This is a genomic window from Methylocapsa polymorpha (assembly GCF_045689225.1).
Classification (GTDB): Bacteria; Pseudomonadota; Alphaproteobacteria; order Rhizobiales; family Beijerinckiaceae; genus Methylocapsa; species Methylocapsa polymorpha.
Genome location: NZ_CP136863.1, coordinates 140,607 through 166,587, shown reverse-complemented (window position 1 = coordinate 166,587; position 25,981 = coordinate 140,607). Strand labels below are relative to the sequence as shown.

General features: G+C 60.9%; 23 protein-coding genes and 3 pseudogenes. 12 read left to right on the top strand and 14 right to left on the bottom strand.

What is annotated here, in order from left to right:
* Positions 1-12 precede the first annotated feature (12 nt).
* Complete coding sequence (locus RZS28_RS19315; RefSeq protein WP_407341184.1) at positions 13-186, bottom strand: hypothetical protein; 174 nt, start codon at positions 184-186, stop codon at positions 13-15.
* A 504-nt stretch (positions 187-690) separates the two neighbouring features.
* Between RZS28_RS19315 and RZS28_RS19310 the strand changes: the two genes are divergently transcribed.
* Positions 691-1,448, top strand: a protein-coding gene (locus RZS28_RS19310; RefSeq protein ID WP_407341183.1) for an IS5 family transposase whose coding sequence is annotated in 2 segments (ribosomal slippage) — positions 691-1,023 and positions 1,026-1,448 — 756 coding nt in all. Because the reading frame shifts where the segments join, the coding sequence is not laid out codon by codon here.
* 9 nt (positions 1,449-1,457) lie between these two features.
* On the opposite strand, the gene RZS28_RS19305 is transcribed toward RZS28_RS19310, so the two are convergent.
* The 4 genes from RZS28_RS19305 to RZS28_RS19290 all read right to left on the bottom strand — a co-directional run bounded on the left by RZS28_RS19305 (position 1,458) and on the right by RZS28_RS19290 (position 3,824).
* Positions 1,458-2,354 (bottom strand): hypothetical protein, encoded by an 897-nt coding sequence (locus RZS28_RS19305; protein ID WP_318655036.1) that lies wholly within the window; start codon positions 2,352-2,354, stop codon positions 1,458-1,460.
* A gap of 178 nt (positions 2,355-2,532) precedes the next feature.
* Positions 2,533-2,691, bottom strand: a complete 159-nt coding sequence (locus RZS28_RS19300) for a DUF3309 family protein (RefSeq protein WP_318655035.1) — start codon at positions 2,689-2,691, stop codon at positions 2,533-2,535.
* Positions 2,692-2,851: 160 nt separating this feature from the next.
* A complete protein-coding gene (locus RZS28_RS19295) occupies positions 2,852-3,079 on the bottom strand; it encodes a hypothetical protein (RefSeq protein WP_318655034.1) in 228 nt (75 codons plus the stop codon).
* 145 nt (positions 3,080-3,224) lie between these two features.
* Positions 3,225-3,824 (bottom strand): Spy/CpxP family protein refolding chaperone, encoded by a 600-nt coding sequence (locus RZS28_RS19290; RefSeq protein ID WP_318655033.1) that lies wholly within the window; start codon positions 3,822-3,824, stop codon positions 3,225-3,227.
* Between the two features lie 684 nt (positions 3,825-4,508).
* Between RZS28_RS19290 and RZS28_RS19285 the strand changes: the two genes are divergently transcribed.
* The 8 genes and pseudogenes from RZS28_RS19285 to RZS28_RS19250 all read left to right on the top strand — a co-directional run bounded on the left by RZS28_RS19285 (position 4,509) and on the right by RZS28_RS19250 (position 10,974).
* Entirely contained in the window at positions 4,509-4,670 is a 162-nt protein-coding gene (locus RZS28_RS19285; protein ID WP_318655032.1) for a DUF3309 family protein, read from the top strand.
* A 264-nt stretch (positions 4,671-4,934) separates the two neighbouring features.
* Positions 4,935-5,135, top strand: coding sequence for a CsbD family protein (locus RZS28_RS19280; protein ID WP_318655031.1), 201 nt, complete (start codon positions 4,935-4,937; stop codon positions 5,133-5,135).
* 126 nt (positions 5,136-5,261) lie between these two features.
* Complete coding sequence (locus RZS28_RS19275) at positions 5,262-5,390, top strand: hypothetical protein (protein WP_318655030.1); 129 nt, start codon at positions 5,262-5,264, stop codon at positions 5,388-5,390.
* A gap of 344 nt (positions 5,391-5,734) precedes the next feature.
* A pseudogene (otsA, locus tag RZS28_RS19270) lies at positions 5,735-7,116 on the top strand (alpha,alpha-trehalose-phosphate synthase (UDP-forming)); the annotation flags it as partial.
* A 462-nt stretch (positions 7,117-7,578) separates the two neighbouring features.
* The gene (locus tag RZS28_RS19265) at positions 7,579-8,727 is read left to right on the top strand and encodes a glycosyltransferase family 4 protein (protein ID WP_318655029.1); all 1,149 of its coding nucleotides are present in this window, start codon (positions 7,579-7,581) and stop codon (positions 8,725-8,727) included.
* 287 nt (positions 8,728-9,014) lie between these two features.
* Entirely contained in the window at positions 9,015-9,257 is a 243-nt protein-coding gene (locus RZS28_RS19260) for a hypothetical protein (RefSeq protein ID WP_318655028.1), read from the top strand.
* 282 nt (positions 9,258-9,539) lie between these two features.
* Positions 9,540-10,121, top strand: coding sequence for a hypothetical protein (locus RZS28_RS19255; RefSeq protein ID WP_318655026.1), 582 nt, complete (start codon positions 9,540-9,542; stop codon positions 10,119-10,121).
* Positions 10,122-10,707: 586 nt separating this feature from the next.
* Entirely contained in the window at positions 10,708-10,974 is a 267-nt protein-coding gene (locus tag RZS28_RS19250; RefSeq protein WP_318655025.1) for a hypothetical protein, read from the top strand.
* A gap of 166 nt (positions 10,975-11,140) precedes the next feature.
* Here the strand turns inward: RZS28_RS19250 and RZS28_RS19245 are convergent.
* Together RZS28_RS19245 and RZS28_RS19240 are read right to left on the bottom strand one after the other, a co-directional pair.
* Positions 11,141-11,314: pseudogene (locus tag RZS28_RS19245) on the bottom strand (integrase core domain-containing protein); the annotation flags it as partial.
* Positions 11,315-11,835: 521 nt separating this feature from the next.
* Entirely contained in the window at positions 11,836-12,858 is a 1,023-nt protein-coding gene (locus tag RZS28_RS19240) for an endonuclease/exonuclease/phosphatase family protein (RefSeq protein WP_318655024.1), read from the bottom strand.
* A 33-nt stretch (positions 12,859-12,891) separates the two neighbouring features.
* Between RZS28_RS19240 and RZS28_RS19235 the strand changes: the two genes are divergently transcribed.
* A complete protein-coding gene (locus RZS28_RS19235; protein WP_318655023.1) occupies positions 12,892-13,314 on the top strand; it encodes a hypothetical protein in 423 nt (140 codons plus the stop codon).
* Between the two features lie 414 nt (positions 13,315-13,728).
* Here the strand turns inward: RZS28_RS19235 and RZS28_RS19230 are convergent, their stop codons facing one another.
* The 7 genes and pseudogenes from RZS28_RS19230 to RZS28_RS19200 all read right to left on the bottom strand — a co-directional run.
* Positions 13,729-14,346, bottom strand: a complete 618-nt coding sequence (locus tag RZS28_RS19230) for a lytic transglycosylase domain-containing protein (protein ID WP_407341182.1) — start codon at positions 14,344-14,346, stop codon at positions 13,729-13,731.
* 598 nt (positions 14,347-14,944) lie between these two features.
* Positions 14,945-15,937, bottom strand: coding sequence for a zinc-dependent alcohol dehydrogenase family protein (locus RZS28_RS19225; protein ID WP_318655021.1), 993 nt, complete (start codon positions 15,935-15,937; stop codon positions 14,945-14,947).
* Positions 15,938-16,042: 105 nt separating this feature from the next.
* Positions 16,043-16,282 carry a DUF2188 domain-containing protein gene (locus RZS28_RS19220; RefSeq protein WP_318655020.1) on the bottom strand — a complete coding sequence of 80 codons (240 nt, stop codon included), beginning with the start codon at positions 16,280-16,282 and terminating at the stop codon, positions 16,043-16,045.
* Between the two features lie 138 nt (positions 16,283-16,420).
* The gene (gene dinB, locus RZS28_RS19215) at positions 16,421-17,461 is read right to left on the bottom strand and encodes a DNA polymerase IV (protein WP_318655282.1); all 1,041 of its coding nucleotides are present in this window, start codon (positions 17,459-17,461) and stop codon (positions 16,421-16,423) included.
* 113 nt (positions 17,462-17,574) lie between these two features.
* The gene (locus RZS28_RS19210) at positions 17,575-18,240 is read right to left on the bottom strand and encodes an SOS response-associated peptidase family protein (protein WP_318655019.1); all 666 of its coding nucleotides are present in this window, start codon (positions 18,238-18,240) and stop codon (positions 17,575-17,577) included.
* Between the two features lie 11 nt (positions 18,241-18,251).
* Complete coding sequence (locus RZS28_RS19205; RefSeq protein ID WP_318655018.1) at positions 18,252-20,321, bottom strand: ATP-dependent helicase; 2,070 nt, start codon at positions 20,319-20,321, stop codon at positions 18,252-18,254.
* A gap of 353 nt (positions 20,322-20,674) precedes the next feature.
* A pseudogene (locus RZS28_RS19200) lies at positions 20,675-20,836 on the bottom strand (N-acetylglucosaminyltransferase); the annotation flags it as partial.
* A gap of 348 nt (positions 20,837-21,184) precedes the next feature.
* Between RZS28_RS19200 and RZS28_RS19195 the strand changes: the two are divergent.
* Together RZS28_RS19195 and RZS28_RS19190 are read left to right on the top strand one after the other, a co-directional pair.
* Positions 21,185-22,708 carry a DUF6504 family protein gene (locus RZS28_RS19195; RefSeq protein ID WP_318655278.1) on the top strand — a complete coding sequence of 508 codons (1,524 nt, stop codon included), beginning with the start codon at positions 21,185-21,187 and terminating at the stop codon, positions 22,706-22,708.
* Positions 22,705-25,962 (top strand): error-prone DNA polymerase, encoded by a 3,258-nt coding sequence (locus RZS28_RS19190; protein ID WP_318655277.1) that lies wholly within the window; start codon positions 22,705-22,707, stop codon positions 25,960-25,962. Before RZS28_RS19195 ends, RZS28_RS19190 begins: the two co-directional genes overlap by 4 nt.
* Positions 25,963-25,981: the final 19 nt, after the last annotated feature.

Genomic DNA, 25,981 nt, shown 5'->3' with positions numbered 1-25,981 from the left:
CCAGTTGGCGCGCTATTCCTCGCCCGCCTTGGCGACATGGCGCGATCTTGTTCGGCGACGCGCAATGACTTCTTTTGCGCCTGAGGCGCCGCAGTCTTTTTCAACGCCAACCCAGCTGACCGTCATATTGTGCTCTGTGAGGAGCCAGTTCCGCAATGCGGCGAGCGTCGCGTCGGGTTCGCTCATCACACGCGCGGAAAGGGCCTCGTCATGCGCGGCTCCTTCGGCTCGGGGCCGCTCGGCCAATGACGCGCGCGGATCTCTCGGTCGTCCGCCGCTTTCCGAAAGCTTTGTCGACATAGGATACGCTGAACTGAAAAACAGATGCTGCCGCATACGCGCCAGTTCCAGATTTGACAGCTATCATGACCCGCTCACGCAAATCCTGATGGTAAGCTCTGCCGGTCGCAATTCCTCGAGGAATCAACGAGGAAAGCAAATGACGAACTAAACCTCTTTGGAATCCAAACTCGATTCCGCCACACGTGAAAACGGTCTAGCGGTGAAAAATAGCGAGCAGAATAATGATTGGGATTGGCACGCCTAGCAGCCAAAGAAGAATCGAACGACCCATAACACTTCCTTTCATATTAACTTCACGATAAACCGTGCTGTGACTTAGGGTCCGGACCCATAAATTGGTTGGCATGAGGCGCGTGGCGTGATTCACGGTTTCCGAAAGGAAAGCCGATGATTCTCGACCAGTTTTGGCTGACGGACGCGCAGTTTTCGAAGATTGCGCCGCATCTACCAATCGATACCCGCGGCAAGGCGCGCGTCGACGACCGCCGGGTCATCAGCGGGATCATTCATGTTTTGAAATCTGGCGGACGCTGGATCGATGCGCCGCCGGATTACGGGCCGAAAAAGACGCTCTACAATCGCTATGTCCGCTGGGCAGCCAAAGGCGTCTGGGTCGATCTGTTCCACGCGCTTGCGCAAGCAGGCGGGCCACCTGTGCAGGTTCTCATCGACTCCTCGGCGGTGAAGGCGCATCGATCGGCCAGCGGCGGCAAAGGGGGGAGAAAAATCAGGCCATCGGCCGCTCTCGCGGCGGACGCACAACAAAAATCCACGCCTTGACCGATGCGGCCTGCCGCCCGCTGTCTTTCATGCTGACCGGCGGCCAGGTCGCCGACTGTACGGCGGGCGCGGAACTGCTCGCCCGGCTGCCCGCCTGCGAAATCCTGCACGGCGATAAGGGTTACGACAGCGACGCCATCCGCCGGCAGGTCGAGGAACGCAGCGCGATGCCGAACATTCCGCCAAAGGCCAATCGCAAATGGAAGAACTGCTTCTCGCCGTTCCTCTATCGCAACCGCAACGCCATCGAGCGCATGTTTTGTCGTCTCAAAGACTTTAGGAGGGTGGCGACCCGCTACGATCGAAACGCCGCGAACTTTCTTGCCGCAGTCTGCATCGCCGCAACCGTCAGCTATTGGTTATGAGTCTGGACCCTAGTATTTCCAAGTTCCGTCGCGGAGACCTCCTCCCTCTGTCGCAGCGAGACTCGCAGAGAAAGCCCCTAACAACAGCGAGGCGGTCAACCAGAGGGCAAATCGCGCACCGGCCTTGCGCGCGCTGTCGACGGCGCTTTTGGCCTGCTCAATTACCTGGGACACACGCTTTTCTGCATCCGCCTGAATCAATCCCGTGTGCGCCGCGACTACCTGCGCCAGGTAACTGTGGTCTGCCGCGGAAAACTCCTCGCCAGTGCTGAGACGGGAGGCGAACAGGCGATCAAGCTCACTGCGCGCCACTGCAACGTCAACGGCGTCGCTTCGCGTCGTGGCGGGATTTGCGCGCAACAACAGATCCACGAAGCCGGCCATGGGCCCAGCCGATTGACCAGCGGCGGATCCATTCGCTTGGTTAAGGCCCGCCGCCGCGCCGCTAACGATATTCGCCGCCGTGGAAGCTAGCACCGCCACGCTGAGGACCGTGGCAAATGCCCAGGCGAGAAAGCCGTGCGCCGTGTCACGAAAATAGACTTCATGGGTATGAACGCCGACCCATTCGGTGCGCAAGCGCCCAGCGAGATAGCCGCCGATGGCGGACGCCATCACTGCGATGATGCAAAGGTATATGCCGGCGCCAATATTGAATGTGGCGGAGGAGATCCCGGAATTTGCCCAGGGTGAGACGGCGGACAAACCGATACCCGCGCCGAACGCCAGCAACACAAGCGTCAAGGCCGCGGAAGCAACGCCGCCGGCTACAATTGCAGCCCATGAAATGGCATGGTCTTGAGCCTCCTCAGCCTCCGCGTTTCGAGATGGAAGCTCGACGCCTACCATTTCAATTATCGCGTCTTCAGTTCCAGATTCAAATTCGGGGCTTGACATATCAACCATGGCGTCTCTCCGGGGCTCGTCGGAGCCCTTACGGCGATAAAGTCAAAGGGGCTCGCGCCGGCGCTCGAACGCGCGCCCCGCCGAGGACACTCGCGCCGCTCTAATCGAGCAACGCGGCAAGCGCGCCGCTCGGACTTGTTCGACGATGAGACGACGGCCCTTAATTCTCGCGCAGAATTCAGCGGACCAGGCCGAGGAGCCAGAGGATCAGAAAAATGACGAGCACCGTGCCGAGCACGCCGCCGAGACCCGTTCCACCATAGGTGTTATAGGCGTAATATCCGCCGCCGCCGCCAAACAATAGCAATAAAATAAGGATGATAAGGAGCGTGCTCATTAGATTTTCTCCGGTTCGAGGAATTGATGAAGGGGCTCCAAACAGCCCCTGAGAAGCATGTTCGGCTCCGCCGAACATGCGGGCGCGGCGCGCGCGATAACTAAAGAGACGGCTGAAGCCAGTCGACGCGCGTCGAAATCGGTCTCGTGGACGAGATGATTTATTTTTTACTGCTGGCGTGAAGCTCCGCGTGAGCTTTCGCGGCTTCCTCTTGGTAATTCCAGGCGTGCGCGCCATGGCCATACGCCACCTGCGCGTGATGGGCGGCCTGCTCGATCGATCCCGCCTCGTGGTGCTTTGCGGCTTCGCGGTGGTGCTGCGCGGCTGTTTCATGATGCTCAGCAGCTTTAGTGTGGTGTTCTGCAATCTTGGATTTGGTAGCGGCCATTGCATTCTTCCTTCTCATTTTGCTCAAGTGCAGGGCAGGCCAGGATTATCGAAAAGACATCTAAAAGATCCAAGGGTTCGACGAACTTGGCGAGCGCGGTGGTTGTTCGCAAGAGTCGCTCGGCCTAAAGTTTCAGATGGGGTGCTTATTGATCGCCGTGCTCGGCATCCTCATGCCCATCGAAATCCTCGCTGGGATGAAAGCCTTCGTGTGCGTGATGCCAAGGTCCGCCGGCGGCAGTGTGCAGAAGCGGCCTGAGGCGGCGTTTTTGTGCATCATTGAGACTGTCGTAGAGAGGCTTTGCCGCCTCGGCGAGCTTTTCTAGCTCGGTGGAGCGCGCCGCGAGTTCGGTCGAGCGCGCCGTAAGGTGTTTAGCGCGTTGCCGTAGGCCTTCGATCACGTCGCGACGTTCCTCGGTCCTTTCACGCGGTTCCCCTGAACGCTCGTGAGGTTCCTCGACTCCGTCACGCCATTCCGCGGCAAGCGCGGCGTGTGCCTTCGCCTGTTCGCGTAACGTCGTTTCGAGGGCAGGCCAATTCTTTTCTTGTGCCGGCGTCAGTTTAAGGCCCGCTTTCAGCGCTGCGATGTGGGCGTCCGTGAAGGCGGCGAAGTCTTCTGCCGAAAACCGTGGATGATGAGCCCCGGCGCGCTCGGATGGTTCGGGCGGCGCTGCCAAGACGCTGGAAAATAGGTTGGGCAGAGCCAGAAGTGCAACTGTCGTCGCTATAAAAAAATGCTTCTTCATGCGGGTTCCGCTACATTGAGGAAGAGACGTCGCAACTTTTGCATAACAGCGCCGAAAGCTGATTGACTTAAATCAATGGACCATATTTGCCTGCGATAGTCGCGCCGCTGTTAGCCCCACAAATCACCGTTGCAGGCCCCACGAATCGTCCCCTTCGCTCGCCCGCAGATCGTCAGGCGCGAACTGCATGAGCCGCGCCTCAGAACAGATTGCACATGCACCATCTTGCTGCGATCCAGGATCGCGATCACGACACACCATGTCGCTCCTGAGCATCATGGAGCCAGTCCATTGATCTAGGTCAATGTATCGAAGAGAACGCATGTGCATATTTGTTGTGTCAGCGTGGGTGGAAGGCCTTGCTTGGGTGCGGATTGCCAAATGTGGGCGAGCAAGCGGACCTATCGTATGCGGGAAGCGTAAGCAGAAAAGCCGGCGACGGTCTAAGTAGTTTCCGAATCTCCATCCCGGACGCCCCGTCGGCTATGATCGGCGAAAGTCGACCAGCCATTCAGCGCATGGAGCGGAAGTACAACGGCGATGGAGGAAAGCTTGCTGAGCCTCTTTCGAGTTTAATGCAGACAGCGCCGACTAGATGCGATCGTCTTGATCCACGGGCGCCTCTGTCCCAGTTCAAATACGCAATACAGAGATCTCCCCACTCGATTGAAAGGAAGATAGATAATGAGCACGATTTTGATCGTCGTTGTGCTGATCATTCTGCTCGGCGGAGGCGGCTATTACGGCCACAGCCGGTATGGAACGGCTGGACTCGGCGGCGTTCTTGGTCTGGTGCTCGTCGTGGTCGTCGTGCTCTGGCTCCTCGGCGGCGTGAACCTCCGCTGACCGGTCAGCGGGCCGCGATATCGGCGGGGTGCAGCGGCGGGCGCTGGACTTAATGCCTGCATCCTTAGCAAGTGGGATACAGAGCCCATATCGTTTATCGCGCTGTTTCACAATTCCGAACAGAGATCACAAGCAGGCTGTATGCGGTTTAGTCTCGAGTGGTCCCACCCTCAGACACGAAGGGGCGCTCGATCAGAAGTCCGTTCGGGCGGAGGGCGCTGTCCCCCCGGTGACAACTGGCAAACCAACTGACAGGAGTGTTTCATGAATTGGGATCGTATCGAAGGTGACTGGAAGCAGTTTGTCGGCAAAGTCAAGGAAAAGTGGGGCAAGCTCACTGACGATGATCTTGCCGCGATAAACGGCAAGCGTGATCAGCTCGAAGGCAAGATCCAAGAGCGTTACGGCCATGCCAAGGACGCGGTGAAGAAGGATGTCGATGATTGGCATGCTAGCCTCAAATGAAAGCGGCCGAGGCGCGTTGAACTCTTGGCGTAGAAGGCGCGGCCCCGACACCGGGCCGCGCCCCTGCGTTGCGTATCTCGGGAATCAGGTGAAGCGGCGAAGGCACTCGAACTGGAGAATAGTCTGATGAAGCCAGTCACTGTAGCAATCATCGGGGCGCTCGTCGTTGCGGTGGCTGCATTAGGATATCTCTATTATCAAAGGACGAGGAACGACATCACAATCGAACTGCCCAAAGTCGAACTGAAGCGCTAGCGGATTGCCACTTATTCGGCAGTGGAGCGTGCGCAGGTTTTCGCGATGGAGGACTGCCTGCGCGAGTCGACGCACGGGTGAGGGCCCGAACTGTATTGGGAAATGGGCGGAACCCTTATTCACAATCTCTGGCCGCGCCAGCTAAGGTCATTGCACTGCGAAACGTCACGCCGGGTTCGCGGCCATCAGTTGCTCCGAGCGCCCCGGCGCAGTAAACGTAGAGCTTGTTGCCCCTCCGACCTCGCAAACGCGTACGCATCGCACTCCGCTCGATCTGGCCTAAACTCCAGCTGTGACGGGGTTGCTCTACGTGGCTCGTCATCGGCTACAGCTGGAGGGTAACTTTGACCAGACTGGTTGTCGTGTCCAATCGTGTCGCGGTCCCGAGCCGCCACGGCGCAAGCAAAGCAGGCGGGCTTGCGGTCGCGATCCGCCCGGTCTGAAGCGACATCCCGGAATTTGGTTTGGATGGAGCGGTCGGGTCGCAGCCGCATCAGATGTGACCGTTCGAACGATTCAGCAGGGCCGTCAAGCGTACGTGCTGACCGATCTGGCGGAAGAGGACTACCAAGAATATTACAATGGATATGCCAATAGAGTACTCTGGCCGATTTTGCATTACCGGCTGGATCTTGCGGAATTCTCTCGCCGCGACCTCAGCGGCTATATGCGGGTTAACCAGCGCTTCGCGGAGGAATTGCACAAAATTCTGCGATCCGACGACGTTGTATGGGTTCATGATTATCACCTGCTGCCGTTGGCTATGGCGCTTCGGGACGGCGGTCACCGTAACAAGATCGGTTTTTTTCACCATGTCCCGTTTCCACCACCAGAGATTCTGACGGCGCTTCCGAATCATGAACGCCTCATTCCGGCCATGGGTTACTACGACCTCGTCGGTTTTCAGACCGAAATCGACGCCGAAAATTTCGCGCGCTATCTACGGACAGAATGCGGAATGCCGAGCCGTGATCCGTACACATTCCAAGCGGCGGACCGGATGGTCCGGATCGGCATTTTTCCGGTTGGCGTCGAGACAGCGCAACTTAATCGGCTCGCACGACGCGCAGTACATTCGCCTTTCGTGCGAGACGTCGTTGAGAGCCTTGGCGGCCGCGTTATGATCATTGGCGTCGATCGTTTGGATTATTCCAAAGGCATCGCACTGCGGATGGAAGCCTTCGATCACTTTCTGTCGACGCATCCCGATTGGCGGGGAAAGGTGACCTATCTGCAGATTACGCCCAAAAGCCGCTCGGAAATTCGAGAATATGCAGACATAGAACGCCATATCGACGAAACGGCAGGGCGCATCAGCGGGAGGTACGGTGAGGCGTCTTGGACACCGATCCGTTATGTGAACCGGGCCCACAGTCGATCCGCCCTTGTGGGCCTCTATCGTTCCGCTGACGTCGGACTTGTCACCCCGCTACGTGATGGGATGAACCTTGTCGCCAAGGAATATGTGGCGGCGCAAGATCCCGAAGATCCAGGGGTCCTCATTCTGTCGCGATTTGCGGGCGCGGCCGTCGAATGCGACGCTGCGCTTCTTGTCAATCCGTACGATCCCGAGTCGGTTGGGTCTGCTATCGCGCAGGCGCTGACGATGCCGCTGGATCAGCGCCGCTCTCGTCACGAGGCCATATTCCAGGCGCTAATGACAAACGACGTTCAATCATGGGGCGAGCGTTTTCTGGTCGCTCTAACCCGACCGCGGCGCTTCCCGACCTGGCTTGGACACACGGACCTTTCGCAAATCGTCAGCGACGTGTCCATGCGCCAGCAAGGCGCTGGCAAAGCTGCAACCGGCCAATGATGACCAGAAGACTGGCATTGAGATCGTCCCCATGTCGCCGTGCTAGCAGGTGGGTCGGATGGCTCCGTCGTAAGTGTGGGACGTGCACGGTAGTAAGGTAAGATCGGAGTGATCTTGCCTTCGAGAAGGTCCCTAAGGGCTGATTGTGTGGGATCGGCTTTGGAGGGTTTCAGATGACGGGAATGGCGCCGGTGGGTACACGCTGGAGTGCAAGCGGGAGTTTCTCACATCCCGTTGATTTTCGGCGGCCTGCTGCGGATTCCTACGATGCTGGCTATGCAACAACACCGCCTTCGCCAGGAAAGAGCGGGAACTTCAACGGGGTTAGCGCATTGCCAAGCTAGAAGGACGTTCTTGGTGAAGGGACAACAGATGCGCATCGCGCTCGTCGCTCCTCTGGCCGAAGCCGTACCCCCAAAGTTGTACGGTGGAACAGAGCGGGTAGTTTGCTGGTTGGCGGAAGAGCTCGTTCGGCAAGGGCACAAGGTGACCTTGTTTGCAAGCGGAGGATCGCAGACGGAAGCGGACCTCGTCGTATGCGCTCCGCAAAGCCTAAGACTTGCGGGAATCCGCGATCATATTGGCAGCACGCTGTGCATGTTGCGGGAGGTGCGGCGCAGAGCTGATGAATTCGACATCATCCATTTTCACGTCGACCTTCTGCCCCAAGCCCTGTTTCACGATCTTGCGCATAAATGTCTGACGACGTTGCACGGGCGTCTCGATCAGCCAGATACTCTGCCGCTTTATGAAGCCTATCCGGAAATGCCTTTGGTTTCGATTTCGAATGCGCAGCGCCTGCCCATGCCCGCGAACGCCAATTGGCTCGCGACAATCTCGCACGGCCTCCCTTCGCATGTCTGCCCATTCGACCTTGAAGGTGGCGATTATCTCGCGTTCCTGGGGCGCATTTCACCTGAAAAGCGCCCGGATCGAGCGATAGAAATCGCCAAACGGACTGGGATGTCCTTAAAAATCGCGGCCAAGGTCGACACCGCGGACATGGCGTATTTCAAGGCTGAGATCGAGCCCCTCCTCGGCCATTCGTTCGTCGAATTCCTTGGCGAGATCGACGAGAGCCAAAAATGCCGATTCCTCGGCAAGGCGCGGGCGCTTTTGTTTCCGATCGACTGGCCGGAGCCGTTTGGGCTGGTGATGATCGAAGCCATGTCGGCCGGAACGCCGGTTATCGCCTGGCGTAAAGGCTCGGTTCCGGAGGTCGTCACCGATCACGTCTGCGGCGTGATCGTCGATTCGATGGAAGCCGCCGTAACTGCCGTCCGGGAGACGGCAATGATGAGCCGAGCCGCCGTTCGAGCCGAATTCGAGGCGCGTTTCACTGTCGGGCGGATGGCTCGCAACTATGTCGCCGCGTATCGTTCGCTCTTGGCGCGAGCCTCGTCGAGGACCGATTTCGCGGCGCCTCCCAGTCCGTCCACGCCCGCATGGGAGCATCCCGCGCTACGGGCGGCCAGCGTCAATATGGTCAGGAGCCAGGCCTCAGATCACAGTCAAAGTTAGAATCGTCCGTGGAAGGCCAAGAGGAGAGGAGAAGGGCATGCGAACATTCATTCTGGTGACGACGGCGGCGATTTCGCTAACAGCGGGAAGTGCGCTTTACTTCGATCGCGCGCAAGCGGCGCCATTGTTCAAGGCGCTGCAAGAAGCCGCTCCTGTGAGTTACATCGAGAACGTCCAGTTCTCCTTCGGCGGCCGCCGATATTGTTGGTATCCTGCGGGATGGCAAGGACCCGGCTGGTACTGGTGCGGCTATGCTCGGCGGCGCGGCCTCGGCTGGGGCGGCGGCCATGGCTGGCATGGTTGGAGTGCTCCGGGTCGCGGTGGTGGCCAGGGCGGTCGTCACGACGAGGGTGGCGGTCGCCACGGTGGTGCTCACGGCGGCGAAGGCGTCGGTCCGAGCGGTGGCGGCGGCCCTGGTGGTGACCAAGGCGGTCACAGCGGCGGAGGCAGCGCACCGAAGAGCGGTCGCGCTGGAACTGGGGGCGGCGGTGGCCCAAGTGGTGACCAAGGCGGTGGGGGCCGCTGAGTAAATTGCTCGAAGCACACGACTTGGTCGAAAAGCATTCTTCGGAAACACCCAAACGGGAGACTCCCGGATGAATCCTATCACTATTGTAATCATTGGCGCGCTGCTTGTTGCGTTGGCCGTGGTTGGATACCTGTATTATCAGAGAACGAATAACGACATCACAATCAAACTGCCAAAAGTCGAGTTCAAGCAATAAGATCTTGCTCGAAACAAACGCGCATCGGCCACAGGAGGGCATTTTAGCGTCAGCTCAACATCAGAAACCAGCTGGGAGACAAAAGTCATGCAGAAAAGTATTGCGTCCTGCCTTACGACCCTGGGCATTGCGGCTGCCGTAGTCCTTCCTTCGGCCTATGTCGCTCATGGTCGGAGCGATCGGGCAGAAAGGCCTGCCTTTTCAATCAGCCAATGGGTCGACCATGCCGACGCGGGCATCGCGGATCTCAAGGCGAACCTTCGCCTGTCGGCCGAACAAGCCAAACATTGGCCCGGCCTTGAGTCCGTGCTGCACGATATCGCGGTGAAGCGCGCCAAGAGTTTGGCAGGCGAGCGCGATGGTCAAACCGGCAACGCCTCCAGCGAATCATCCGCCCCCGCTTCCCCTCCGGCGGCAGAGGAAGACAAAAATGTTGAGGCCCCGACGGAACGGGACGCACGTAGTAATATGGCGCCTGACGACATTGGGGAGATGCAACGCGAGGCCGATGCCCTTACGGTGCAGTCCACGAACTTGCGGCAAATCGCCGACGCAGCGAAGCCGCTCTATGACTCCCTTGACGACCATCAACGCCGACGGCTCGTGCAGTTCGTCCATAACGTTTTGCGGGGCGACGAAGCGGAGGATTCGCGCGACCGGCGCCGCTGAGTGAGATGCGCTCGGTAAACAGGGGATCGACCATCGCCGTTGACGAGTCTCTCGATTCGGTCCCCGATCAAGCTTGAATCCACTCTGACTACAGGCGCCTGCTCGTTGTGATCGGACGCCCAAAAGTTCTTGGAAACTGGTCATGACTTCGAAGACAATTCAACGTTTCACGTAGAGTTTGAGGGGCGAATCAAGAGCTAGACATTCTGCCATCGGAGGGAGGCCGCGGCCATGTCGCTATATGCGTTGCCGGCTTCATGAGCCAGTGGTCCTTGATGCCTACCTAAGCGGCCTTGAGCGCCGGCCCAGCGGACGCGTGCCTGTATTATCGATGGGGCGCTCAGGCCGCGAGCCACACGCCGGCATGATGCCGAGACAAGCCTCTGCTGCTCTATGCAGTTTAACGACTCTACACCGACCGGGAAGATGCGAAGACTGGTGCGCAGATAACCCCACACCATGGTGCTCTCCTTGTTATCAAGTTAAATTCAAGGAGACCCGCGAAACCGATAAATTATCATTGCTCTACGCGCAATTCGGATGCACCTTCACTATGCAAATGTCTATTGCCTTGAAGGAGGAAAAGATGAAATTCATAAGAATAGTCGTTCTAGCGGCCTGCGCCGCCTATGGCGCAATCATAGGCGGCGCCAACTTGGCCCAAGCCACGCCAATGAACGGCGTCGGCATGGCGGCGCCGGCGGTGCTGACTCTTGAAAAGCCCATCGCGGATGCGTTCCCTGTCGAAAAGACATACTACTACCACAGACGGCATTATTATCATCCTTATTACCATCGCCGGTATTATCACCGCCATTACCACAACCGGTATTATCACCACCGCTATTGGTAGGGAAGCGAAACGCAGATAGCGGTATAGAGCCGGCTTGACGAGTCGGCTCTATTAGTGAGTGTCCCGATCAAATGGTTCATTTGGGCATAGTCAATTTAATGAGGGGGTAGAGTGCGCCGAAGCCGATGCGAGTGATCGGCCCCCATTGACGGGTCCGGTATCGATGTTAGTGCATTGACGGCCTCGATGCCAGCGCGGGCGGCGTAGCTGGTCGGGGTTGCGAAGCCGCCCGCGCGGTCATGGCGGGCACGAAGACCTCCGGCGCAGGCGGCTTGTAGCCGAGCGATCCATGTGGCCGTAGGGTATTGTAATGACGCCGCCAGCTTTCGATGACGATCCTCATCTTCCGGACCTCCGAGCTAAAAACCATTTTCTACCCGCCGTTGGCCTATCTTGGCGTAGAGTTTGTCGATCGTCTTCTGCGCCGCTTTCTCGGTGTCGGCGCCTTTGCTTGGGAGAGCATGCAAAGGCGCGAGGGTTGACGGGCTTGATCCCCTTGCGGACGCTAACTATGGCTGCGTGAGGTCAAGAGTTGCGCCCGCGTCAAGGTTCATTACCTCAACGATTCTGCCATCCAGACCTTCGTCGTCAGAGGAGCCGGGGTTCCGGTTATTTCGATCCACGTGATGTATCTCAACACCGGATATGCACGGGAGCAGGTGGTGAAATCTTTTGGCCGAAATTCCTCAGCCATGACGATCAGGACGAATCCGCCGCTGCGTTGCGTCCTGGATTCTGGGGATGATTTGCCCGTGTGGTGCGCATGAGACCGTCTTAAACCTGAGGATGCTAGGAGATTGGGGTCTTTGCCGGAGCGAGGAACAAGACGAAGCGCTACGCCGTGCTAGCCGGTCATAGGCGCTAGCTTTCCTTCGGGGTGACTACGTGTTCGGCGTTGAAGACGGTCTCTACGTCTAGTGCGAAAGACGCAACGACGGGTGCATGCAGCGAGCCGAGGACCGGCTCTTTCGCTTTGACTTCATCTTGCAATCCCTCGTTTAAGATCACAACGCCCGTGCAGCTGGCGGCCAGAGGGTGCGACGCTAAAATATGGTCGATAAGTACCCGGCGTTCGGCATGCACGACGGTAAACCGATGCGCCTCCTCGACACGCATCCCCAACGGAACGAGCGCCCGCCGGGACATTGTTTCACAGTCTTCGTCCGGCGTCCCAGTCAGAAGTCGCGCGGGTGTGTCATGCTCTTCCGAATTGAGATCGCCACAGATCGCGATGAGTGCGTTGGGTTCGTAATCGAAAAGACGCTCGACGAACAGTCGGACTTCTAGCGCCTGCCCCTCCCGTCGTTGGGCTGCAAGGAATTGACCCTCGGCCCAGGCGCGGCTCGAGACGCAACCGACGTTTTTGCGGTCATTCGGGATAGGCACCCCGCGCGGCGCGCGAAGGTGAAGGTTGACGACATGAAGAGCAACGTCTCCAGGCAAAGCGATCTTCGCATAGAGGAGAGGACGGTCCCACTCGATTTCAATCGGCCGCGGCGGCGATGAGCCTTCACCTGGAGGCGTCCAGCTCCATTTCGCTACGATGTCATGGTGCAGCTGTTTCTGCTCTCGGATCGGCCAGCGACTGAGGATCACCAAATTATGAACATCAGCCGGCGTCGTCGATCCAGGACGAACGCTGGCCGCGCGGTGGTAGCTTTGATACTCTGTTTCGCAGAGGAGACGGTCGAGCGCGAGAAACTGGCGCGGTCCATGCGGCAAGGCCTTCTGTGCGTCGACCTCCTGAAGACAAAGCACGTCGGCCGCCATGCCTCTCAAGATCGGCCTCAGAACCGCGATCCGCCGCTCGAATTCACTTTCGCGCCCCCGCAACACGTCGAAATTTTCAAGATTGAATGTCGCAAGGCGAAACGAAACGGTCATCTAATGGGTCGCAAGCCAAAGGAAAGAAGTAGAATGCGCGCTTTTCTCATTTTTCTTTGCGGCGCCTTGTCGCTTGCCACCCCGACGCGCGCAGAAAACCCGCCGCCTGTTGCCGGCGCGCCAGGGCGCTATACGATGACTCCTGCTGAGGGCGGCTTCTTGCGCCTCGACACTCAGGCCGGATCGGTGTCTTTCTGCACGGTCAAAGACGGGCAATCGTTCTGTCACGCCAGCGCTGACGAAAAGGCCGCTCTCGAGGCCGAGGTGTCTCGGCTGACCCGGGAGAACTCCGAATTGAGAAGCAAATTATCCAGTGCTCCCACGGCGCAGCCGAAGGGCTCGTCCGGTTTGCCAAGCGAGGAAGAGTTCGAACGCACGCTATCCTTTGCCGAGAAGTTTTTGCGACGCATGATAAAAGTACTCCGCGAAAAAGCGCCAGAGGACAAGAGCCAATAGAAGATGTGACACTTTGTTTTGGTCACAAGCGCCCGTATAACATGACCAGCATCACTTGAACTACGAAGAGACGGTTTATCTGGGGTTCAATCTCAGCCCATATTTCGCTCGCATTATATCCGCAAAGAGTCTCTCCTCTTTCCATAGCCACGACAACGGAGCCAAGAGCGCGTCCAGACCACTCAGCATCACGTGGGTGTGAAATCGCCTCCAAACATGGCCAACCCGGAGGCCGCGGAGCGCATTGATATCATTGAAATTACTGGCGTTATTAACGGGTCGTTTTTCGCGCGAAGAGTGCCCCCGTCTGGCGAATGAATTTGCCCAACTAAACAAATATAAGCCTTCTTGTCGGGCGGGGTCATGTTTGGAGGCGATTTCACAAGGGGAAGCGACGGATCAGGCGCCCCCACTCTACCTTTCGCCGGCGAGACGCCGGAACTGCCGCTTCATCGCGTTGACCTGGGCGAGATAGGTGGCGACATCGTGGTCGCCGCAGCGTTCGCCCGGCATCAGTTGAAGGCCGCGGTGGGCGAAGGCTGCGGCCCGACCGGCACCGCAGAGATGGACGATGGCGGCGAGGTCCTGCATCTGCTGCAAACTCGCTCGCGCGTTTGGTCGGCGCGCGAGTATCCGCACGACATTACGGTCCAAGGACACCGCCGTAAGCTCGATGGCATGGCTCGGCACGACGCGGGAATAGAACGCGTTGAACCAGCAGGAACGCCAATCGTTCCAAGGGCCATCCTCGACGACGGTGTGGTGGCGGATGCAATAGCGCCGTGCGTCGGAAAAGGCCGCGTCAGTCAACTGATACATGCCAACGGCGCTTGAGGCGGGTTGATAGATTTCGAAGGGGCGCCAAGTCAGACGCCAGCGCCAGTAGGTGCGCGCTACCGGATTGCCAGCGCCCTCGACCTGGGCAAGCGCCGCCAGCAGCTCGGGCGTGATGGCGGCAGTGGAATATTCGTTGAAGAACGGTGCATACTGCCGCCAGGTCTCAGCGGGCATCTTGTTGAGCGCGCCGCTCACGAGAAAAAACATTTCTGTCGGCTTGCGCATTATATGATATGCGAAATTTGTCGCCGCGAAGACACTGAGAGCCACCGCCGCTATAGCGACGGTGCGCAAAGCTGGTGGCGTCTCGTTGAGTTTGCGCCGCGCAATACGTGCATGCTTGCGCCATCGGCGGAGCCGACGGAGGAGAGTGTTCCAGTCGCGATCGATACGCGTCCTTAAAGACGGAGTCTTGGCGGGTGCCTGATGACGACGTGGTGGTTGCTGACGCCATGGGCGGGCGAACACTGGGCGCGCTGCGGCGGCGTTTAGACGAATGAGCCTTCCCCCTAGCAGTCATGCAACTCGCCTGAATCGCGGCGGGCAAGCCGCATCTTCACCGACTGTCCGGTGGCCGTCCTTTGGTATCAGACCCGGTAATAGGCCGCCAAAGAGATCGGCAACGTCGCTTTCGCGCTCCGAGGAACACAGCGTGCGAAGCGACAAAGCTCTCTTTCGCTCCAGAAATTGACGCAGTTTCACGTCGAAAGGCGAAGTCTGGGACTCGCTGGCCGCGCGGCCGTTGCAGTTATGGCCGATTTTTTGCCACAGCGCATAACACCAGCGGTCGACGTTAGTCCACGGTGACGATGATCTTACCGATTTGCTCGTTGCTCTCCATAAACCGGTGGGCATCGATGATCTTCTCAAATGGAAAGGTCTTCGCGATGATCGGCTTCAGCTTGCCGCTCGCCAGCCCGTCCAGCACGTATTGTTTTCCCCTAGGCATCCGCTCAGGGTCGCCAACCACTTCGAATAGCGTGTAGCCGCGTAAGGTCAGGCCCTTTCTAAGCGCCGCGAACAATGGAAAGGGCGTCGCCGAGTGGGCAAGCGCACCGTACAGGATGATGATTCCGCCTTGAGCGGCCGCCTCTGCCAGCGTTTCCACGCCTTCGCCAGCCACGGGGTCAAAGGTAACTCGTGCGCCATGGCCGTGGGTGATCCGCTTCACCTCCTCAGCCAGATCCTGGTCCTCGGTCGTGATCACGTGCTGCGCGCCATGTCCAAACAGCGCTTCGCGTTTCGCGCTCGTGCGTGTGGCCGCGATCGAGATCGCGCCCGCAGCATTGGCAATCTGTATTGCCGCGAGCCCGACCGAGGATGACGCCGCCGTAATGATGACAGCGTCGCCGGGCGCGAGCCGCGCCACTTCGATCAGCGCGCCATATGCCGTCAAGTACTGCATCCAGATCGCAGCCGCCTGTTCCCAAGAAAGTTGGTCCGGATGCTTAACGGTTGCGGTCGCAGGGACGATTGCCTGTTCGCCGTAGACGCCGTACTGGTTCATCGAAAATGCGGGTATGGTTGAGACCTTGTCGCCAATAGTAAATCCGGTCACGCCTGCGCCGATCGCTTCGACCGTTCCTGCGGCCTCGTAGCCGAGCCTGCTCGGCAGCTTCGGTTGCTCCAGATACATACCGGAGCGAAACATCGCTTCCGCCCGGTTGAGACCGAACGCATGCACACGCAGCCGCAGCTCGCCGGGTCCCGGTGCGCCGATGTCTACCTCGTCGATTTGCAGAACCTCGGGGCCGCCGGTCTTATGAAATTGAATCACGCGCGCCATTCCCTTACCCCCGTTTTATTGACGTTCCCCGAATGGATAGTCCACCCGCCCATTTCCGAAGCCAAAGTGGCGCCGGCAGCGCCCTCGGTTGGCCGGGTTGACGCCTCAGCCCTCGACGTCGGTCTCGGGTCGATCGCCGCCTGCCGACGCTTCGTCATGCCAACGACCGTCCTTGTCTTCATATAAAATGTCCGTCGTGTCTCCGGGGATAACCTGTTCCTTCGCCGCGCGATCCGCCGCGCTGCGAGCCAGGTCATGGGAGGGGAAGGTCTCGGAGAACGCCCCCTCGACCTTGTACGCCCAGCCGCCGTCATGTTCGACAACCTCATAGACAATCTTGGTCATGTATCGCTCCTCAAGCTTACGGGCAGCCTCAAAACGGACTTTCATAGCGTCCAACGGGATTGTAGGGCGCCACCTGCTCCTATTCATCGGAGCCGGGGCCCAGTCTGTCGATAATCGCATTGGCGATGGCCAAAGAACCTAAAGCGCCAGGCTCAGTTGCGGCTGCTCGTTCGTCTGGTCTTCGTCCAGCGACGACAATGACACGCCGAGAAGCCGGATTCCTTTTTCAAGCGGAAAAAGGCATTCGAGGAGTTCGAGGCTTTGCCGCTCAAGGTCGGAGCGCGTCGCAAAAGGCGCTGCGCTCGTCCAGCTTCGCGTGATCTGCTGGAAATCGGCATATTTGACCTTCAGCGTCAGGGTCCGCCCACGCGTTCCAGCGCTCTCGCAATGACGCCAGACCTTTTCCACGATCGGCTGGAGCGCATCGCGCGCCGCCTCGAGGGTGAAGAGGTCAGCCGAAAAGGTGTTTTCCGCGCCGACCGACTTCCGAATCCGATCGGCGCGAACCGGCCGTTCGTCGATCCCGCGCGCGATCCAGTAATAGTATGGCCCCGATTTTCCGAATTGCTCCTGCAAATAGGCAAGCGGATGCGTCTTCAGGTCGAGTCCCGTCGCAATTCCGAGCCTGTTCATCTTCGCGGCAGTAGCGGGTCCGACGCCATGGAATTTTCGGACGGGCAATGTCTCGACAAAGGCCGGCCCCATCTTTGGCGTGATCACGAAGATCCCGTCGGGCTTGCGATGGTCCGAGGCGAGCTTCGCCAGAAACTTGTTATACGACACGCCGGCGGAGGCGGTGAGCTTCGTCTCGGCGCGGATCTTCGCTCGGATCTGTTCCGCTATCTCGGTCGCGGAGACTATCCCCTTGAGATTTTCCGTCACATCCAAATAGGCTTCGTCGAGCGACAGCGGCTCGATGATGGCCGTGTATTCGGCGAAGATGGCGCGCATCTGTTGGGAGACCGCCCTGTAGACGTCGAACCGCGGCTTCACGAAAATCAGGTCCGGACATTTTCGCTTGGCCGTGACCGACGGTATCGCCGAGCGGACGCCGAATTCCCGCGCCTCGTAGCTCGCTGCCGCGACAACTCCGCGTTCGCGTGAACCACCGACGGCGACCGGCTTTCCGCGCAGCCATGGATTGTCACGCTGCTCTACCGACGCGAAAAACGCATCCATATCGACATGTATGATCTTGCGTTGTCGCGCGGGCTCGATCAACCCGCTTCGATCCTGATGACCGAACGAGATCGTTGACGTATTTCGATCAGCATCCTGCACGAGCATGACGATCAGGCCGCAAGGCCTCCCTCATCCTTCTTTTCACCCCTTGCGACGATCATGAGAGCATCGTCTGCAAGCGGCCGCTGCAGCTTCAGAGCCTCCGCAGCAGGCGCAGTCATCCACAGGTCGATTTCTTCCTGCGTCGTGAGAATGACGGGCATGGCTTTCGGATGGATCTGAGCGACGACCGCGTTTGGCTCAGTCGTCAGAAATGCGAAGATGTCATTGTTCGTCTCGCCTTCTTTCACTTTCCTGACCGATGTCCAATTGGTCCAAATTCCGGCGAAAAACGCGAGAGGCCGGGTCTCGTCGAATGCAAACCAGACGGGCGGATGTGTGCCGTCAGGCAGCGCCTCGTTCTCGGAAAAGCTCGTGAAAGGCACGACCGCGCGATGTTCGACCCCGAGCCATCTGCGCCAGTGCGGCGACTTCACATTGCGGACATTGGTGACGCCTGGATCGGACTTCTTCCCCTTTAGCGCGAAGACAGGTGAGGGCATGCCCCAGCGCGCCATCGCGAGTTCGCGCCCGTGAGGCTGGTTGCGCACGATCGGGGCCGCGTAGTCGGGAAAGATGCCAGGAAAGGGTGGCAGGTTGCCCGTGCGGTCGCTCATGGCGCGAGCAAACTCGCGGATTGCCTGCTGCCCTTTGGTCAATGAATAAAGATTGCACATTGGCGATCCTCCTACCGCCACATGCCGCGCATGCGCGCGCCGACGTCGACGCGCACCTGCCTCGGATCGAGACCCTTCTGGGCCGCAGCCGGCGCCGCGGGCCATGCGCAGATCTCGAAGAGCTGCAGAAGCGTCGCTGGAATGAAGCGCGTGCGCGAGGCATAAACATGACGGTCGCCCTGCGCGTTTTGGCCATGCGTGAAGAAGCGCTGCGGAAGGACGAGATGCAGATCGTCTTTCGCCCGCGTCATGGCGACGTAGAGAAGACGCCGCTCCTCCTCGATTTCGGCGGTCGTTCCCGCGCCGAGATCGGACGGAATGCAGCCGTCGACGGTGTTGAGCAGAAACACCGATTTCCATTCCTGCCCTTTCGCCGAATGGATGGTGGACAGAATCAGATAGTCTTCGTCCAAATGTGGCGCGCCAGCTTGATCGCTTGTGGCGTCCGGCGGGTCGAGCGTCAGTTCGGTCAAGAAGCGCTCCCGGGACGGATAGCTGGATGCGATCTGTTCTAGCTGCAGGAGGTCGGCCTGCCGGGTGGAAGCGTCTTCGTGGATTCGGGTGAGATGCGGCTCATACCAGAGCCGCGCCTGCTCGATCTCCGCCGGCCATCCGGCCTCGCCCGCGCGAAGGCGCAACAAGATTTCCACGAACTCCATCCAGGCTGCGCCGGCGCGCGGCGGCGGCGGACCATCGGACAGCACGGAAAGCGGATCCGGCCCATCCGCCATCAGGTCGAGCGCCCGCTGCGCCGTGGTCGGCCCGACGCCTGGCAGGAGCTGCATGACACGAAATCCGGCGACCCGGTCGCGCGGGTTCTGCGCAAAGCGCAGCAGCGCCAGTATGTCCTTGACATGGGCGCTGTCGAGGAATTTGAGGCCGCCAAATTTGACGAAGGGAATGTTGCGCCGGGTCAGTTCAACTTCGAGCGGGCCGCTGTGATGGGATGCGCGGAACAAGACGGCCTGCTGCTTCAGCGCTGCGCCGCCCTCACGGTTTTCCAGAACTCTCTCAACGACATAGCGCGCCTGATCGGCTTCGTCGCGGACGTTGACGAGCCGTGGGCGATCCGTCGACTGGCGCTCGGTCCAAAGGTTCTTGGTGAAGCGCTCGGAGGCGAGATCGATGACGCCATTGGCGGCCGCAAGGATCGGCTGTGTCGAACGATAATTCCGATCCAGCGTGATGATGTCGGCCGGTGGGCTGAACGCGGCGGGAAAATCGAGAATGTTGCGCACGGACGCGGCGCGGAAAGAATAGATCGACTGCGCGTCGTCGCCGACGACCGTGAGCCCCTGGCCGCCGGGCTTCAGCGCCTTGAGGATAGAGGCCTGGAGACGGTTGGTGTCCTGATATTCATCGACCAGAACATGGTCAAACCGGCCGCCGATATCTTCGGCGAGCAGCGGATCGCTGACCGTCTGCGCCCAATAAAGCAGGAGGTCATCGTAATCGAGAATATTCTGCGCCTGCTTGGCCTCGACATAAGCCGAGAACAGCTCGCGCAATTGCGCGCTCCAACCGGAACACCACGGGTAGGAGCCGCGCAGCACGTCGTCCAGCGGCAGTTCCGCGTTGACGGCGCGGGAGTAGATCGCCAGGCAAGTCCCCTTGGTCGGAAACCGGCTTTCCATCTTTGAGAAGCCGAGCTCGTGCCGGACGAAGTTCATGAGGTCGGCGCTATCTTCCCGGTCGTGGATCGTGAAAGCCGGATCGAGGCCGATTTGTTCGGCATAATCGCGCAGCAGCCTTGCGCCGATCCCATGAAACGTCCCCGCCCATGCGAGCGCATCGGTCATAACGCCGGCCTTGCTCCCGAGCACCTTGGCGCAGATGCGCTCGACGCGTCGGCTCATTTCCGCCGCCGCCCTTCGCGAAAAGGTCATGAGCAGGATGCGGCGAGGATCGGCGCCGCTGACAATCAGATGGGCGACGCGATGCGCCAGGGTGTTGGTCTTGCCCGAACCCGCCCCCGCGATGATCAGCAGCGGACCGCCGATCGCCCCAGCGGCAAGTCCAACCCCATGCTCAACGGCGCGGCGCTGTTCGCTGTTCAATGTCTCCAGATGCGCCGCGCTCACGAATGCCCCGATATCTTGCTGTTATTCCTCAGTGATTCGCCGACCCCTGTTACATACCGCACTTCAAGCTCCGCGGCTGCGTCAATGAAGATTGATGCGACGGATTGACTCACGGAGCCAGATTAGAACATTTAGGGAACATAACATTCAAAGAAACCGCTGGGAAGACCTCTGAGAGGGCCTTTTTGCCTATGAAGGAAGCCGCCGCCAGTCCTGTCGTCGCCGAGCTTCGGGAGCGCATTCAGCGCCTCGAGGGCGGACGCGCGCACGGCCGCACAGTGCTGCCTTTCGGGATCAAGGAGATCGACGGGCGGCTGCCGGGCGGAGGGCTGGCGTTCGGCGCGCTGCATGAGGCGGCGGAACGCGATCGTGCGGCCCGGCAGACAGCCCACCTGGCCCAGCGCGGACTGCGCCGGCATCGAGTAGAGCGCCCGGGTGTTCTCCAGCCAGTCCGCCCACCGCGTGATCCAGGAGCGTTCTGGGTCGAGGATGCGCTGGCGGGTGGTCACCCCTGTCGAGGCCGGTGACGAGAAGTCGGTTCTCGCCTGCTTCGAGGAAGGTCTGCGCCATGGCGGGCTTGGCGGGGTCGTCGCCGAAGTCGCCCGTCTGTCGATGACCGCCTCGCGCCGGCTGCAACTCGCGGCCGAAAGCTCCGGCGCCATCGGCGTCGCCATCCGTCGCTGGCGGAGGCAAGCCGAAGCCGCCGATTTCGGGCAGCCAACCGCCTCCGGTCACCCGCTGGCGCGTGACGGCGCTTCCCTCTGCCCCTTTGCCGGTCCCAGGCGTCGGACGCGCAAGGTGGCGGCTCGAATTGATCCGGTGCCGCGCCGGCGAGAGCGCCGATTTCGAAGTGGAGGCCTGCGATGCCAAGGGTCGTCTCCGTCTTCCTTCCGACCTGGCCCACGGACCGGATCAGAAGAAAGCTGGGCGCCGCCGCGCCGCCAGCTGAGGCGCCGCTCGTGCTCATCGGCAGGGACGGAAGACGGCGCGTAGTGCTGGCTGCCGATGCAGCCGCTCAGGCTGCAGGCCTACATGTAGGCATGCCCGTAACAAAGGCGCAGACGCTGACGCCAGGTCTCATCATCATGGACGCCGATCCGGCGGGCGACGCCAAAGCGCTCGAGCGCCTCGCCGTCTGGGCGCTGCAGCGCTATGCGCCGATCGCCGCGGCTGACCCGCCGGATGGGATTGTCCTCAACGTCTCCGGCGCGGCTCATCTTCATGGCGGAGAAGACGCCATGGTGAATGGGATGGTCGCGCGTTTCGCCGCCGCCGGCATCGCCGCGCGCGCCGCCCTCGCCGACAGGTGGGGAGCCGCTCATGCGCTTGCGCGTTTCGCCGCGGGCCCCGCCATCGTCATTCCGCCAGGCGAAAGCGCGAAAGCGATCCTCGGTCTGCCTATCCGCGCCTTGCGCCTGCCGAAGGATATAGCGGACGGACTTCGCGTCCTCGGCTTCGAGAGCATCGGCGAATTGGCGGCGACGCCCCGAGCGCCGCTCGCCCTGCGCTTTGGTCCCGAACTCGGCCGCCGGCTCGATCAGGCCTTGGGGCGGCTTTGCGAGCCGATCGATCCCGTGCGGCCGCCGGATCTTGTCGAGGTTCGCCGCGCATTCGCCGAACCGATCGGAGCGGCGGAAACGCTTCGCCGCTACACGGGCAAGCTTGTCGTCCAGCTCTGCTACGCGCTCGAGGCGAGGGGCCTCGGGGCCCGACGCCTGGACCTTGTCTTTCATCGCGTCGACAACCGCATCGAGGCTATTCGCATTGGAACGGCGCTGCCCGTTCGCGACGTGAAGCGTCTTACCCGCATGCTCTGCGACAAGATCGAGACCGTCGATCCCGGCTTCGGCGTCGAGATCATGCGGCTTGCGGCTTCCGTCGCCGAGCCCCTGGAGGCCAAACAGACGATCTCGTCACTGACTGAGGAGCCGGTGGCCGACGTCTCGGCTTTGATCGATACGCTTGCCAACCGGGTCGGCGAGGACCGCATCTATCGTTTCGCCCCGATTGACAGCGACGTGCCGGAACGCTCCGTTGCGCGGATCGCGCCCTTAGCGCCCGATACGGGTGAAGCGTGGCCGGACCATTGGCCGAGGCCTTCACGCCTGTTGCCGGCCCCGGAACCCATCGACGCTATGGCGCTGCTTCCCGATCATCCGCCGGTCAGCTTTACCTGGCGCGGCGTTCGCCGTCGCGTGAAACGCGCCGATGGTCCCGAGCGCGTCTTCGGCGAATGGTGGAAACGCGACGCCGAACTGGCCGCGGTGCGCGATTATTTTCAGGTCGAGGACGAGGCCGGCGAACGGTTCTGGATCTACCGCGCGGGAGACGGCGAGGACGCCGCAACCGGTTCGCAACGTTGGTTTCTGCACGGGGTGTTCGGATGAACGCGCCGCGTTATGTCGAACTGCAATGCACGTCGCATTTCAGCTTCCTGCGCGGGGCGAGCTCCTGCGACGAACTGTTCGAGCAAGCCGCAAAGCTCGGCATCGAGGCGCTGGCGATCGTCGACCGAAACAGCCTGGCCGGAATCGTTCGCGCCCATGAGGCGGCGAAGGCGACCGGACTTCGCCTGATCGTCGGCTGTCGCCTCGATCTAGCCGACGGCGTATCCGTCCTCGTCTATCCGACCGATCGGCCCGCCTATGCGAGGCTTTGCCGGCTGCTTTCTCTCGGCAAGAGGCGCGGGGGCAAGGCCCAATGCCGGCTCGACTGGTCCGATCTCGTCACCTATGGCGACGGCCTGATCGCGGTCCTCGTTCCTGACGAAGCCGATGACGCCTGCGCGCAGCGCCTGCTCCGGCTCGCTCAAGCATTCGGAGACCGCGCCTATATGGCGCTGACGCTGCGCCGCCGCCCGAATGACGCCCTGCGGCTGCATCACCTGTCGAATCTGGCGGCGCGGGCAGGGGTCGCGAGCGTCGTCACCAACGACGTGCTCTTCCATGTTCCGGCGCGGCGCATGCTGCAGGACGTGGTCACCTGCATCCGGCACAATTGCGCCATCGACGACGCCGGGTTCCGGCGCGAGCGGCATGCCGATCGATATCTAAAGCCGCCCGAGGAAATGGCCCGGCTGTTCAGCCGCTATCCCGAAGCGCTGGCGCGCACGCTGCAAATCGCTGACCGCTGCCGCTTCTCGCTTGAGGAACTCGCCTATCAATATCCGCAAGAAGCTTTGATCCCCGGCCTGACGCCACAGCAGGCGCTGGAGAAGCGGGTTTGGGACGGCGCGGCCGAGCGCTACCCCGAGGGCGTTCCCCACAAGGTCGTCGCCCTTCTCGAGCATGAACTGCGCCTGATCGAGATGCTGCAATATGCGCCGTATTTCCTGACGGTGAATGCGATCGTCCGCTTCGCCCGCAGCCAGGACATTCTTTGCCAGGGCCGCGGCTCGGCCGCCAACAGCGCCGTCTGCTACGTGCTCGGCGTCACCTCGATCGATCCTGAGCGCAACGACCTTCTGTTCGAGCGCTTCGTCTCGGAAGAGCGCCGCGAGCCGCCCGACATCGACGTGGATTTCGAGCACGAGCGGCGCGAGATCGTCATGCAGTGGGTGTTCGAGACTTACGGCCGCGATCACGCCGCGCTCTGCTCGGCCGTCATCCGCTATCGCGCCAAAGGCGCGTTGCGCGACGTCGGCAAGGCGCTCGGCCTGCCGGAAGACCTCATCAAAATGCTTTCCTCCCAGGTCTGGGGCTGGTCGAAGGAGGGCCTTCAACCCAAGCACGCCGAGGAGTTGAACCTCAATCTGGGAGACCGCGGCCTTCGCCTTGCTTTGGACCTCGCCCGCGAGCTGATCGGCGCCCCGCGCCATCTGTCGCAACATCCCGGCGGCTTCGTCCTCACCCGCGACCGGCTCGACGAGCTCGTTCCGATCGAGCCGGCAGCGATGAAAGATCGGCAGGTCATCGAATGGGACAAGGACGACATTGACGCGTTGAAATTCATGAAGGTCGATTGCCTGGCGCTCGGCATGCTGTCCTGCATGAAGCGCGGCCTCGACCTCCTGGCCCAGCATAAAGGCGTCGCGCTCGACCTCGCTGCCATCCCGGCCGAGGATCCGAGCACCTATGCGATGATCCGCAAGGCCGACACAATCGGGGTCTTCCAGATCGAGAGCCGCGCGCAGATGGCCATGTTGCCGCGGATCAAGCCGCGCACCTTCTATGATCTGGTCATCGAGGTGGCGATCGTCCGGCCCGGCCCCATCCAGGGCGATATGGTCCATCCCTATCTCCGCCGCCGCGAGGGCAAGGAAGACGTCGTCTATCCCAAGCCCGAGCTGGAGAAAGTGCTCGGCAAAACGCTCGGCGTTCCCTTGTTCCAGGAGCAGGCGATGAGGGTTGCGATCGAATGCGCCGGATTCACCGCCGCCGAGGCCGACCAGCTCCGGCGGTCCATGGCGACATTCAAGCATACAGGCGGCGTCTCAAAGTTCCGCGACAAGCTTATTTCCGGCATGGTCGCCAAGGGCTACGAACGCGAATTTGCGGAAAAGACCTTCAACCAGCTGGAGGGCTTCGGCAGTTACGGCTTTCCCGAAAGCCACGCGGCCTCCTTCGCGCTGCTCGCCTATGCTTCGTCCTGGCTCAAACGCCATCATCCGGATGTGTTCTGCGCAGCGCTGCTCAACGCCCAGCCGATGGGTTTTTACGCGCCCGCGCAAATCGTGCGCGACGCCCGCGACCATGACGTTGAGGTTCGCCCCATCTGCGTCAACGCCTCGCGCTGGGACTGCGCGCTCGAGCCGGCCGGCGGCGAGGACCTGTTCGCCGTGCGGCTCGGCCTGCGTATGGTGCGGGGTCTCTCCAATGTGAACGCCGCCGCCATCATCGGCGTCCGCGCCGACCGCCCCTTCGCGTCGATCGATGATCTTTGGCGTCGCGCCGGCGTTCCGGCCGCCTCCCTCGTGCAGATCGCCGAGGCCGACGCCTTCCTGCCGTCGATGAAACTCGCCCGGCGCGAGGCGCTCTGGGCGATCAAGGCGCTGCGCGATGAACCCCTTCCTCTCTTCGCCGCCGCCTCGGCCCGCGAGGCCGAGACCGTGCCGGAAATCAACGAGCCGCCAGTCGCGCTCCGCCAGATGACCGTCGGCGGCGAAGTCGTCGAGGACTACGGCCATGTCGGGCTGACGCTCCGCGCCCACCCTGTCTCATTCCTCCGCGGGGACCTCAGTTGCAAAGGCATTGCAACCTGCGCCGAAGCGATGCAAGCGCGCGACGGACGCTGGGTTCGCGCCGCCGGACTTGTCCTCGTTCGGCAAATGCCAGGCTCCGCCAAGGGCGTCATGTTCATCACCATCGAGGACGAGACCGGCGTCGCCAATCTCGTCATCTGGCCAAAGCTCTTCGAAAAGCAGCGCCGCATCATCCTCTCCGCCGGCATGCTCGCCGTCGACGGCCGCATTCAGCGGGAAGGGGATGTCGTGCATCTCGTCGCCCGGCGAGTTGCCGACCTCTCGCGGCTCCTCGCGAGCGTCGGCGATCGCGACTTGGCCGTTCCGCCGCCGGATGGGCGCGGAGACGAGCTCCATCACGCCAGTCCCGGCCTTGATCCGCCGTCCAACGGACCTAAAACCCACGGCGCCCCGCCTCTCCGCCTCGATGCGATCAAGGTGAAGGCGCGGGATTTCCGGTAGGGCCGGCGGCTCTGCTCAC